This is a genomic window from Paracoccus sp. (in: a-proteobacteria), assembly GCF_030538495.1.
Classification (GTDB): Bacteria; Pseudomonadota; Alphaproteobacteria; order Rhodobacterales; family Rhodobacteraceae; genus Paracoccus.
The window spans coordinates 147,635-160,662 of record NZ_JAUNTW010000005.1; the positions used below are offsets into that span (position 1 = coordinate 147,635).

Sequence of the window (13,028 nt, forward strand, 5' to 3'; positions counted from 1 at the left end):
GAACGCCCGCCCCCGTGGGGCAGGCTGGGGGGCTGGCCCCCGGCTCTATCCTCCAGAACCGTTAAATGATCGGGGGCGCAGCACCCTCCTTACCGCGCCCCCGCCCGCCATCAGCGAACCGGGCCGCCGGGCAGGATAACACCGCTGTCGATGGGATCAGCGGGCGTCGCGGGGGCGGCATCCGTCCCACGCGGGTGATAGGGGGGCAGGTCCACACCGTCGCGATACAGCATCGACTGGCCGTTATGGAACAGATGCAGCGCCGCCGGATCGGCGGTCAGGCGCAGCATTTGCCCATTCTGGCCGGTGTGAATCCCCGGCAATTTCGCGACAATCGGGGTTTTCCCGCTGCCGGTGCCGAAATAATGCAGGGTGACTTCGCCCAAGGCTTCGGTCAGGTCAACCACGCCCTCAAAAAGCGCGGGACCGTCGGTTTTACGCATGTCTTCGGGGCGGACGCCCAGATTCACGGCTTTGCCCATATCGCCCGCATCGGTCGGGATCGCGACCTGAGCGGTCAGCCCGCCATCCAGCGTTACCGTGGTCATCGCGCCCGTGCCGGTGCCCTTGCCCGTGATCTTGCCGGGCAACAGGTTCATCGCCGGGCTGCCGATGAATTGCGCAACAAATTCGTTGACGGGCCGTTCATAGAGTTCCAGCGGAGCGCCCACCTGCGCAATCCCACCCCCCGCCAGCACGACGATGCGGTCGGCCAGCGTCATCGCCTCGGTCTGGTCATGGGTGACATAGATCATCGTGCGGTCCGGCATCGACGCCTTTAGCTGGGCGATCTCGATGCGCGTCGCCACCCGCAGCGCAGCGTCCAGATTGGACAGCGGTTCGTCGAACAAATAGACCTTGGGGTCGCGCACAATCGCGCGGCCAATCGCGACCCGCTGACGCTGCCCGCCTGACAACGCCTTGGGCAGACGGTCCAGATAGGGCGTCAGTTGCAGCATCTGCCCGGCGCGGTCGGTCGCGGCCTTGATCTCGGCCGCGGATTTCCCGGCGATTTTCAGCGCAAAGGCCATGTTGTCGCGCACCGTCATATGCGGATACAGCGCATAGGATTGAAACACCATGGCGATGCCGCGCTGACTGGGGGGGATGTCGTTCATCCGTACGCCGTCAATGGTAAAGGTGCCGCCGCTGATCTGTTCCAGCCCTGCAATCATGCGCAGCAATGTGGATTTCCCGCAGCCGGACGGGCCGACGAACACGATGAATTCGCCGGATTTGATATCCAGATTGATGTTTTGCAGAACATTCACATCGCCATAGGATTTGGCGATATCGGTCAGCGTCATGTCAGCCATTGGCACCCCCTTGGGGGGTGATCTGCACCTGCCACGGGGCCAGATCACCCGCCGGATCGCCCGACAGATTGGCGCGGATCAGCAGGTCTTCGTGATCGTCATGACGGCGGAAGGTCAGAACCGGCCCATCCGCGCGCAGATCCGACATGGCCCCCAGACGCAGCGCCGAATGGGTCCGCCGCAGCACCAAGGTGGCGCGGTAATGGTTCAGCAGCGATTCCGGGTCATCGTCCTGCACCGACACCGCGCGGGTCCGATGCGCGTCCGGCACCGGCAACCACGGTTTTGCGGTGCTGAACCCGCCATGTTCGGTCTGATCCCACACCATCGGCGTGCGGCAGCCGTCACGGCCCTTAAATTCGGGCCAGAACTCAATCCCATAGGGATCGCGCAGGTCGTCAAAGCTCAGCTCGGCTTCGGGCAGGCCCAGCTCCTCGCCCTGATAGATACAAATCGACCCGCGCATCGCCACCAGCAGCGTGATATAGGCGCGCGCGGCAGCGTCTGACAGATTCCAGCGGCTGATATGGCGCACAACATCGTGGTTGGAATAGGCCCAGCACGGCCACGCATCGGGGGCCAGACGGTGCATATCATCAAACACCTGCACCACACGTTCCGCGCGCAGATCATCGCCCGACAGGAAATCAAACACATAGGACATCTGCACCCGCCCCGGAACGCCGGTGTAGTCCTGCAACAATTCCCATGCGCGTTCGCTGTCGCCCAATTCGCCCACAACCGCCGCGCCGTATTCGTCCAAGGCCGCGCGGAACCGTTCCAGAAACTCCAGATTTTCCGGCTGGGATTTGTCGTATTTGTGGCTTTGGTGGTTATAGGGGTTCACGGCGGGCGCGGTGTCGGTTTTGCGCAATTCCGGTGCCAGCGGCGGGTTGTCGCGCAATTGCGCGTCATGCATGTAGAAATTGATCGTATCCAACCGGAACCCGTCCACGCCGCGCGTCATCCAGAACCGCGCCATGTCGATCAGCGCGTCCTGCACATCGGTGTTGTGGAAATTCAGATCGGGCTGGCTGGTCAGGAAATTGTGCAGATAATACTGTTCGCGCCGCGCATCCCATTGCCATGCCGACCCGCCAAAGATCGACAGCCAGTTGTTTGGCGGCGTCCCGTCCGGTTTCGGATCGGCCCAGACATACCAATCGGCGCGCGGATTGTCGCGGCTGGCGCGGCTTTCGCGGAACCAGTCGTGCTGATCGGATGTGTGCGACATGACCAGATCAATCATGATCTTCAGCCCCAATTCATGCGCGCGCGCGATCAGAGCGTCGAAATCATCCATCGTCCCGAACATCGGATCAATGCCGCGATAATCGCTGACATCATAGCCGAAATCCTTCATCGGGCTGGTAAAGAACGGCGAAATCCAGACCGCATCCACGCCCAGCGACGCGATGTGATCCAGCCGCCGGGTGATCCCTGCCAGATCGCCGGTGCCGGTGCCGGTGCTGTCTTGGTAACTGCGGGGATAGATCTGATAAATGACCCCGCCTTTCCACCAATCATTGTTCATATCGTTCATCATCCACCTTTCACGGAGCCGGCCAACAGGCCGCGAACCAGATATTTCTGCATGGCAAAGAACACGGCCAGAGGAACCGCGATCGAGATAAAGGCACTGGTCGCCAGCAATTCCCATTCGCCGCCGCGCGACCCCATCAGTTCGCGCAACAGCCCCGTCATCACCAATTGGTCACTGCTGTTGCCCAAAAACACGGTGGCGACCAGCAGATCGTTCCAGACCCAGAGGAATTGGAAAATCGCGAATGACGCAAGCGCGGGAAAGGACAGCGGCAGAATGATACGGCGGAAAATCTGAAACTCGGTCGCGCCATCGACGCGGGCGGATTCGATGATCTCACGCGGCAGGCCGACCATGTAATTGCGCAACAGATACACCGCCAGCGGCAGGCCGAACCCGGTATGCGCCAGCCAGATGCCCAGATACCCCTTGCCGATGCCCAGATCGTTGTGCAGCCGCAGCAGAGGGATCAGCGCCACCTGCAACGGCACCACCAACAACCCGACCACAGCGGCGGTCAGCAGGGCGCGGCCCGGAAACTCCATCCATGCCAGGGCATAGGCGGCGAAGGCGGCAATCAGGATCGGAATAATCGTGGCCGGGATCGTCACCGTCATGGTGTTCATAAAGGCGCGGCCCAGCCCTTCGGCGGTTAAGACGCGCTGATAATTGCCGGTCGTAAACTTGGCGGGCGTGGCGGTTGTGGTGAAAATACGGTCGCCGCGCGTCATGGTAAACGGGGTTGGCGACACCATGCGATAGCTGCCGTCATCAGCCACGGTCAGCGCCGCCCCGCTGGGCAGGGTCACGGTATCGCCCGGCTGATGGGCGGCGGGTTCACGCGCGCCCGTCCCCCATGCAACCAGCGTTTGCCCCGGTGCCACCACGGTGCCAGATATGACATAATCCGCGCCGTCCTGCACCTGATCGGATGCGGTGCCAGACCGGACAAAGCCGGTCTGTTCGGACGCCGAAAACGACTGCCACCATCCCGATGTCGAAATCTGATCCCGGTCCCGGAATGACGACACAAACAGCCCCAGCGTCGGGATCGTCCACAGCAACACCAGCACAAAGGCCGCGATGTTGACCGCCCAAGCCAGCGATGATTTCTGACCGGCCATGCCCTGCATCAGCGGCTCTCCTTATGGGCGTTCCAGATGTTCCAGACCATGATCGGCGTGACCAGAATCATCAGGACAATGGCAATGGCCGATCCGCGCCCATAATCGGGCGTACCGCGGAACATCCAGTCATACATCAGATTGGCCAGAACCTGCGTTCCCCATTGGCCGTTGGTCATCACGAACACGATGTCAAACACCTTCAGCACGACAATGGTGATCGTGGTCCAGACAACAGCGATGGTCCCCATGATCTGCGGCACTTTGATTTTGAAAAACACCTGCATGGGGGAGGCGCCGTCCAGAATCGCGGCCTCGATCGTTTCTTCGGGGATGCCGCGCAGGGCCGCCGACAGAATGACCATGGCGAACCCGGTCTGAATCCAGATCAGCACCGCCATCAGGAAAAAGCTGTTCCAAAAGGGCAGGGTCAGCCAGATTTGCGGCTCGGCCCCGAAGCTGGTGACGATATAATTCAGCAACCCGATCTGTTTTTCGCCCGCCGCGCGGTATTCATAGATAAATTTCCAGATCACACCCGCGCCGACAAACGAAATCGCCATCGGCATAAAGATCAGCGATTTGCCGATATTGCCCCAACGGATGCGGTCGGTCAGTTGCGCGGCCAACAGACCGAACAGCGTGGACATGGCCGGAACGACCAGCAACCACAGCAGGTTGTTGACCATGGATTCCTGAAACTTGTCATTGCCCATCAGCCAGTTGTAATTCGCCAAGCCCACAAAGCGGGTGCCGCTGGCATTGTGCAGCGACTGCCACAGGCTGTAAAACACCGGATAGACCAGATACATGGTCAGAAAGATCAGCGCAGGCCCCAAAAACAGCCATGGCCGGATCTGACCCGCGCGGCGGATATTGTCGCCCGCATGGACGCCGCGCGGCGGAAAGATGCGGTCCAGAAGCCAGTTTGACCCCCAGAACCACGCCACGCAGCCAAAGACACCAATCGCAATGGTGCTGACCGCCAGCCACATCAATTCCATATCCGATCCCCCGGTATCACGCAGACGCGGCGGGGATACCGCCGCGCCCGGGCCTTAGTTCAGCGATGCCCAGGTGGCCTGGATCCGGTCCGCGACCTGTTGCGCCGACTGCCCGCCGACGAAATCCACCATCCCGGTCCAGAACGCGCCCGCGCCAATCGCGCCCGGCATCAGATCCGACCCGTCGAACCGGAACACGGTCGAATCCAGCAGAATCTGCCCCATCCGTTTCAGCGTGTCATCGCCGTATGCGTCGGGATTGGTGCCGGTGTGGGGCGTCAGGAAACCGGTCTGGCTCATCCAGATTTCATGCGCGGCGGGGGTTTTCAGAAATTCAATAAACGCCGCAGCCGCCGGGTTGTCCGACATCACGCTGAACACGGTGCCGCCGCCCAGAACGGGCTGGCCCAGACGGCCATCCGCCGGTGCCGGGAAGTAAAAGAAATCCGCATCTTCACCAATCACGGTGCCGTCGGGGAAGAAGGTCGGGATAAAGCTGGCCTGACGGTGCATGTAACAGGCGGGCGGGCTGGTGAACAAACCGTTCGGGCTTTCGCGGAAATCGGCGGTCGCCACGCCCCCGGTGCCACCGGCCACGAAATCGGGGTTTTTCGCAAACCAGCCGAATTCGTCGATGGCGTGAACGACCTTGGGATCGTTGAAGGGCAGGTCATTCGTGGTCCACGCGTCGTAATCGGCGGGGCTGGCGGTGCGCAGCATCAGATCCTCGACCCAATCCGTCGCGGGCCAGCCGGTCGCGCCGCCCGAACCCAGACCGATGCACCACGGCGTTTCGCCATCCGCCGCGATCTGTTCGGTCAGAGCCTTCAGGTCTTCGTAAGTGGTCGGCACGTCATAACCGGCATCTTCGAAGTTTTCCGGCACATACCACACCAGCGATTTCACATCCGCCTTATAGGGGAACGCATACAGCATCTCTGCCCCGTCTTTGCCCGCATAGGTGCCAAGCGCGGCCCAGCTGTCGCCCGCGGCGTAATTGGCGCGCAGCCACGCATCCGTTTCCGCGCCCAGCGGTTTGAGATGCCCCTTGGCGGCCAGATCAGCGGCCAGCCCCGGCTGCGGGAACACGGCCATGTCGGGGGGCGACCCGGCTTCGCTGTCGATGACGATCTGCTGTTCGAAACTGTCGGACCCGGCATAGGTCGCGCGCGCCCCGGTCACATGGTTGAAATAGGCCAGAACCGACAGGAACAGGTCCTGATCGCCGCCCAGCCACGGCCCCATGATGTTAAAGGATTGCCCCTTCAGGTCGGGATGGGCAGCGGCGAAATCGTCCAGACTTTGCCAGTTGATACGGTCATCGCTGCCCGGTTCGATCACCAGATTTTGCGCAAACGCGCCCCCGGTGGTCAGCGCCAGAACGGCGGCGGTGGTCAGAAATGTGGATTTCACGTGAACCTCCCTTGGTTTCAACGGCCAAAGCCCAGATTTTGGGCCTAAGATTGACAGTTTTGTTATCTCTTTTGTTATCTCTGTCAAACGCTTATCGCGCGCCGGTCTGGTCACGGGTTTGTGAAGGGTGGCGCGCGCATAAAATCTGGGGAATTTATGTCATTTATGCGCAGGAATTTAACGAAAATCACCGGCGCACCGCCCGCTATGGCCGCGACGAATGAACGCGGCCAAAGCGGTTTCAATTTCGGCAGACCCGCCCGTGCCGTTACAGCAGCGACAGCCCATTCGCATTCTGTCAAACCGCAGGATAGGGGCAACACCGCCCGCAGGCAATGGGCGTGTGCGGGGCCGATTCGCGCGTGATCGGTGGCCCGCCTGCGCGATTATCAGGGCGTGGATGACGCGCCAAACTTATCAGACCCGGCATAATAAAACGGCCGGCTAAACATAAATTAAGAAACCCATCAGCTTTGTGATCGTTAATGCGGCAGAAACAAACGATCATGTGCGATCAAAATAAGGGAATAACTTATGTTGATGAAACTGATGGGCGGCGTTGCCGCATCCGCTCTGCTGACCACTGCCGCTGTTGCTCAGGACACCGCGACCACCCCGATGGGCGGTCAGGTTGTTGTTGAACAGGCCGATCCGCAGGTTCAGGTCGATGTCCCCGCGCCCAGCGTCGAGGTGACTCAGGCCGCCCCCGAGGTGACCGTTGAACAGCCCGAGCCGACCGTGACCGTGCAGCAAGCCGCGCCCGAAGTGGTCGTTGAACAATGCGCCCCCACCATCACCGTGACGCAAGCGGCGCCCACCGTTACCGTGGACATCCCGCAGCCGCGCATCGCCGTGCGTCTGGAGGATCCGACCGTGTCCGTGGCCCAGGGCGAAGCCCGCGTGATGGTTGACGCGCCGCAGCCGGTGGTTCGTTACGTTGCACCGGAGCCCAATATTGTGGTGCAGGACGCCGAAGCTCAGGTCCGTGTTCAGGACGCCGAAGCTCAGGTCACCGTAGACTCGGCAACCGAGGCGCGCGTGAACCTGCGCAGCCACGAACCGACTGTTAATGTTCAAGAAGCTGGCGACGCGAATGTCGTGGTCCGCGATGCCCCCGACGCCGCTGTGACCATCCAGGAAGGTGGCGCGGCTGACGTTCAGGTGACCCAGGCGGACGCCGCTGTGGCGATCACCGGCGCGGATGTGACCCATGGTGCCTACGTCGCGCCGGCCGATGTTGCGGTCCGCGAAGGCTATGCCGTGTCGGAACCGGCGGCCCTGACCGCAGACCGTCTGACCGGCGCTTCGGTTTATTCGGCGGATGATGAAAACATCGGTTCGGTGAATGATCTGGTGCTGTCGGCAGACGGTCAGATCGAACAGGTGATCGTCGGCGTCGGCGGCTTCCTGGGTCTGGGTCAGCGCGATGTTGCCCTGCCGCTGAACCAGATTTCGTTCCAGCAGAACGCTGACGGTTCGGACCTGCGCGGCTATATCGCTGCCAGCTCGGACACGATCGAAAACATGCCGGAATACACCCCGGCGAACTGATCGGGTGATCGGAACGGGGGGCGGCTGCGTCACAAGGGTGCAGCCGCCCCTTTTGCCCCCTGAATATGCACAGACAAGATAAGAGTTTCAAAATGGCACAGCCCCCGATTAATGACCCGCACAACCTGAATAATCCGCACCCCACTCAGCCGCGCGCCGATCACGCCGCGCCGCATCCGGCAGAACGGCCGCAAGAGGAAAACAAAACCAATATGATGCCGATTATTATTGGTGTTATTGTTGTGGCGATTGTCGGGTATTTTCTGTTTTCGATGATGGGTGGCAGCAATGACACGCAAACCACGCAAACCGCGCCTGCGGCGACCGTGACCGAAACCGCGCCGGCCACGACGGAAACCGCGCCAGTGACCACGGAACCGCCGGCTGTGACCACTGAACCGGCCCCGGCTGCGACGGAAACGCCTGCGCCCGCAACCATGGCCCCCGCAACCACGGCACCGGTCGAAACCACCCCGGCGACCACGGATGCGGCGACCGCGCCCGTGACGACCGATGGCACGACGCAACAGACCGTGACCGTTGAAATCGTCCCCGCAGGCGAAGCGCCGGCCGCCCCGGCCACCGACGCGGACGCCACGACCATCACCGTTCCCGTCGAAGCCACGACCGCCCCGACGAACTGATACAGGTCACCTGCACGACCCCGGACCGGCCCCGCCGATCCGGGGGGTTTTTATGCGCGGAAACACTGGTGACCCCGGCAGGATTTGAACCTGCAACCTGCCCCTTAGGAGGGGGCTGCTCTATCCAGTTGAGCCACGGGGCCAGTGGCGCAGCAATACCGCGTCCGGGCGGGGTTTGACAAGCGGTGCGCGGGCAGTTGTCGGCCCCTCTGATGTTCGCTAACATCGGCGGCATTTCCAAGGATTTGCCCGCCATGACCCCAAACCGCCCCCGCCGCCCTCTGACCCTGCGTGACGTATCTGAGGCGTCGGGCGTCAGTGAAATGACCGTCAGCCGCGTGTTGCGCAATCGCGGCGATGTCAGCGCGGCCACGCGGGAAAAGGTGCTGACGGCGGCGAAAACGCTGGGCTATGTGCCGAACAAAATCGCGGGCGGGCTGGCCAGCCAGCGGGTGAATCTGGTCGCGGTTGTGATCCCGTCGCTGTCGAATCTGGTCTTTCCCGACGTGCTGGGCGGGATTTCGGCGGAACTGGACGACACCGGATTGCAGCCGGTGATCGGGGTTACGAATTATTCCCCCGCGCGCGAAGAAATGGTGCTGTATGACATGCTGTCATGGCGGCCTTCAGGGGTTATTCTGGCGGGGCTGGAACACAGCGCGGCGTCGCGGGCGATGCTGGAAAACGCAGGGATTCCCGTGGTCGAGATTATGGACGTGGACGGCCAAGGCATCGACACGCTGGTCGGCATTTCGCATATCCGCGCGGGGCAGGAAATGGCGGAACGGATCGTGCAGGCCGGATACCGGCGCATCGGTTTTGTCGGCACCCACATGCCCGAAGATCACCGCGCCCGCAAACGCCTGAACGGGTTCGAACAGGGTCTGGCGCAGGCGGGGCTGACCCTGACAGCGCGCGAATATTATCAGGGGGGATCGTCGTTATTAAAGGGGCGCGAACTGACCGAACGCATCCTGACGCGGGTGCCGGAACTGGATTTCATCTATTATTCCAATGACATGATCGGGGCTGGGGGCTTGCTCTATTGCATGGACCAGGGCTTTGATATTCCGGGCCGTATCGGGCTGGCGGGGTTCAACGGCGTGGATTTGCTGCACGGCTTGCCGGTGCGGCTGGCCACGACGGACGCGCGGCGTCTGGACATCGGACGGCGCGCGGCGCGGCTGGTCGCGGGCAAAGACGCGGTGCCGGATGACCGGATCGTGGCGCTGACGCCCAGCTTTATCCCCGGCGACACGATCCGTCCGGTGTAACGCCCCACCTGACGGATCACCAGCATCCAGCCGGCACAGGGTAAAACGCCCGTAGGCTCTCCGATCTGGTCGCGCAGGTAACGCAGGACATTCTGCCCGGACCAGACCACCGGCCCCTGACCCCGGCCCAGAATGCGACTGAGAAACCACCGGCCCTGATCCCCGACACCGGCCCGATCATCGCCCGCCACAGCCAGCCATCGGACCATGCCATCCCGCCCCTTTCATCTTGGCGCAAATATCCCGGGGGGAATCCGCGGCACGCGGATGGGGGGCTGGCCCCCCTTTGCCCCGCGCGCCGATCATGGCACAACGGCGCGGAACAGGCGAAAGGAAACGACATCATGACCAGCGATTTTGGCAAGGGCCACCACCTGCATCTGATCGACGGGTCGGCGTTTATCTTTCGCGCCTATCACGCGCTGCCGCCTCTGACGCGGAAATCGGACGGGGCGCCGGTGGGGGCGGTTGCGGGGTTCTGCAACATGCTGTGGAAATACGTCACCAATGAAACCGGCAGCCACGCGCCGACCCATGCGGCGGTGATTTTTGACCACTCGTCAAAGACCTTCCGCAATGAGATTTACCCCGACTATAAGGCCAACCGCCCCCCCGCGCCGGATGATCTGATCCCGCAATTCCCGCTGACCCGCGACGCGACCCGCGCCTTTAACATCGCCTGCATCGAAACCGAAGGATATGAGGCCGACGACATCATCGCCACCCTTGCCTGTCGGGCGCGCGATGCGGGCGGGTCGGTGACGATCATCAGCAGCGACAAAGACCTGATGCAATTGGTCGGGCAGGGCGTGGACATGCTGGACCCGATCAAGGGCAAAATCATCGGCCCGGATGAGGTCGCGGAAAAATTCGGCGTCGGTCCCGATCGTGTGGTGGATGTGCAGGCCTTGGCCGGGGATTCGGTCGATAACGTGCCGGGCGCGCCGGGCATTGGCATCAAAACCGCCGCGCTGCTTATTCAGGAATATGGCGATCTGGAAAGCCTGCTGGACCGCGCGGGGGAAATCAAACAACCCAAGCGCCGCCAGACGCTGATTGACCATGCCGAACAGATTCGCATTTCCAAACGGCTGGTCGAACTGGACTGCAACACGCCGCTGGATGTGGCGCTGACCAGCCTTGAGGTGCGCGACCCGGACCCCGACGCGCTGTTGCCCTTCCTCGCGCAGATGGAGTTTCGGACCCTGACCGCCCGCGTGGCCGAACATCTGGGCGCGCCTGCGCCTGTGGTGCAATCCGCGCCCGTGGCGGACGCGCCCGCCGCGCCGGAACAGCCGGCGATTGATGCCGCCAGCTATGCCACCGTCACCACGGCGGACGATCTGGCCGCGTGGGTCGCGGATATTCGCGCGGCGGGGGCCGTGGCGATTGATACCGAAACCACGGGTCTGGACGAGATGCAGGCGGGGCTGGTCGGCATCTGTCTGGCGACCGCGCCGGGGCGGGCCTGCTATATCCCGGTCGGCCATATCGGCGGCACGGATGATCTGTTTGGCGCGGCGGAATTGGTGCCGGGGCAGTTGCCGATGGATCAGGTGCTGGACGCGCTGCGCGATGTGCTGACCGATCCGGGGATTCTGAAAATCGGCCAGAACGTCAAATATGACTGGAAGATCCTCGCCCGCCACGGCATCCGCATGGCCCCGGTCGCGGATACGATGCTGATGTCCTATGCCCTGAATGCGGGGGCGCATAATCACGGCATGGACGAATTGGCCGAACGCTATCTGGGGCATAAACCCATCCCGATCAAGGACCTGATCGGGTCCGGCAAATCGCAGATCACCTTTGCGCAGGTGCCGATTGACAAGGCCGCCCCCTACGCGGCCGAGGATGCGGATGTCACCCTGCGTCTGTATCACCATTTTGCGCCGCTGTTGCCGACGGCGCAGGTTGTGACCGCCTATGAAACGCTGGAACGTCCGTTGATCACCGTTCTGGCCGATATGGAAATGGCGGGCATCCGCATCGACACCGACACGCTGAAACGCATGTCGAACGCTTTTGCGCAGAAAATGGCGGGGCTTGAGGATGAGATTCACGCCCTCGCCGGGGAAAAATTCAATGTCGGCAGCCCGAAACAGTTGGGCGAGATTTTGTTTGACAAAATGGGGCTGGCGGGCGGAAAGACCGGCAAGACCGGGGCCTATTCCACCAGTGCCGATGTGTTAGAGGATCTGGCCGCCGAAGGCCACGACCTGCCTGCCCGCGTGCTGGACTGGCGCGGGCTGTCGAAATTGAAATCGACCTATACCGACGCGCTGCCGACCTTTGTGAACGCGGAAACGGGGCGTGTGCATACGTCCTATTCGATTGCGGGGGCGCAGACGGGGCGGCTGGCATCCACCGATCCGAACCTGCAAAACATCCCCATCCGCACCGACGAAGGCCGCCGCATCCGTCAGGCGTTCATCGCGCCCGAAGGGCATCGGCTGGTCAGTCTGGATTACAGCCAGATTGAATTGCGGATTCTGGCGCATGTGGCCGATATTCCGGCGCTGAAACAGGCGTTCCGCGACGGCATCGACATTCACGCCATGACCGCCAGCCAGATGTTCGGCGTCCCGGTCGAAGGTATGGACCCCATGATCCGCCGCCGCGCCAAGGCCATCAATTTCGGCGTCATCTATGGCATTTCGGGATTCGGTCTGGCGCGGAACCTGCGCATCCCGCGGGATGAGGCGCAGGCGTTCATCAACACCTATTTCGAACGCTTCCCGGAAATCCGCGCCTATATGGATGACACGGTGGCGGCGGCAAAACGCGACGGGTTTATTCGCACGCTGTTCGGGCGGCGGATCAACACGCCGGGGATCAACGCATCCGGCCCCGCCGCCGGGGGCGCACGCCGCGCCGCGATCAACGCGCCGATTCAGGGGGCGGCGGCGGACATTATCCGCCGCGCGATGATCCGTATGCCCGCAGCGATCGCCGATCTGCCCGCGCGGATGCTGTTGCAGGTCCATGACGAACTGGTGTTCGAGGTCCGCGACGACGCCGTGGACACCCTGATCGACGCAGCGCGTCAGGTGATGGAACGCGCCGCCGAACCCGCCGTCAAACTGTCCGTGCCGCTGATCGTCGATGCGGGGTCGGGGGCGAACTGGGCGGATGCGCATTAAAAAAGGGGGGCGCATC

At 62.4% G+C, this 13,028-nt stretch carries 9 protein-coding genes and 1 tRNA gene; 4 read left to right on the forward strand and 6 right to left on the reverse strand.

The window, feature by feature from the left end:
• Positions 1–110: 110 nt before the first annotated feature.
• From Q4G20_RS06385 to Q4G20_RS06405, 5 genes are read right to left on the reverse strand one after another with little or no spacing between them, the layout of a single operon-like run.
• Complete coding sequence (locus Q4G20_RS06385; RefSeq protein ID WP_303342583.1) at positions 111–1,316, reverse strand: ABC transporter ATP-binding protein; 1,206 nt, start codon at positions 1,314–1,316, stop codon at positions 111–113.
• Positions 1,309–2,862 (reverse strand): alpha-amylase family glycosyl hydrolase, encoded by a 1,554-nt coding sequence (locus Q4G20_RS06390; protein ID WP_303342584.1) that lies wholly within the window; start codon positions 2,860–2,862, stop codon positions 1,309–1,311. The genes Q4G20_RS06385 and Q4G20_RS06390 overlap by 8 nt, the downstream gene beginning before the upstream one ends.
• Entirely contained in the window at positions 2,859–3,992 is a 1,134-nt protein-coding gene (locus Q4G20_RS06395) for a carbohydrate ABC transporter permease (protein ID WP_303342585.1), read from the reverse strand. The genes Q4G20_RS06390 and Q4G20_RS06395 overlap by 4 nt, the downstream gene beginning before the upstream one ends.
• Complete coding sequence (locus Q4G20_RS06400) at positions 3,992–4,987, reverse strand: carbohydrate ABC transporter permease (protein ID WP_303342586.1); 996 nt, start codon at positions 4,985–4,987, stop codon at positions 3,992–3,994. Before Q4G20_RS06400 ends, Q4G20_RS06395 begins: the two co-directional genes overlap by 1 nt.
• A 54-nt stretch (positions 4,988–5,041) precedes the next feature.
• Positions 5,042–6,400: an ABC transporter substrate-binding protein gene (locus Q4G20_RS06405; RefSeq protein WP_303342587.1), complete on the reverse strand. Its 1,359-nt coding sequence runs from the start codon at positions 6,398–6,400 to the stop codon at positions 5,042–5,044.
• A 534-nt stretch (positions 6,401–6,934) separates the two neighbouring features.
• On the opposite strand from Q4G20_RS06405, the gene Q4G20_RS06410 reads away from it, so the two are divergent.
• On the forward strand, positions 6,935–7,951 hold the full coding sequence (locus Q4G20_RS06410) for a PRC-barrel domain-containing protein (protein WP_303342588.1): 1,017 nt from the start codon (positions 6,935–6,937) through the stop codon (positions 7,949–7,951).
• Positions 7,952–8,043: 92 nt separating this feature from the next.
• The gene (locus Q4G20_RS06415) at positions 8,044–8,595 is read left to right on the forward strand and encodes a hypothetical protein (protein WP_303342589.1); all 552 of its coding nucleotides are present in this window, start codon (positions 8,044–8,046) and stop codon (positions 8,593–8,595) included.
• Between the two features lie 66 nt (positions 8,596–8,661).
• Here the strand turns inward: Q4G20_RS06415 and Q4G20_RS06420 are convergent.
• Positions 8,662–8,738, reverse strand: a tRNA-Arg gene (locus Q4G20_RS06420).
• 111 nt (positions 8,739–8,849) lie between these two features.
• On the opposite strand from Q4G20_RS06420, the gene Q4G20_RS06425 reads away from it, so the two are divergent.
• Together Q4G20_RS06425 and polA are read left to right on the forward strand one after the other, a co-directional pair.
• Positions 8,850–9,869: a LacI family DNA-binding transcriptional regulator gene (locus tag Q4G20_RS06425; RefSeq protein WP_303342672.1), complete on the forward strand. Its 1,020-nt coding sequence runs from the start codon at positions 8,850–8,852 to the stop codon at positions 9,867–9,869.
• A gap of 344 nt (positions 9,870–10,213) precedes the next feature.
• Positions 10,214–13,012, forward strand: coding sequence for a DNA polymerase I (gene polA / locus Q4G20_RS06430; RefSeq protein ID WP_303342590.1), 2,799 nt, complete (start codon positions 10,214–10,216; stop codon positions 13,010–13,012).
• Positions 13,013–13,028: the final 16 nt, after the last annotated feature.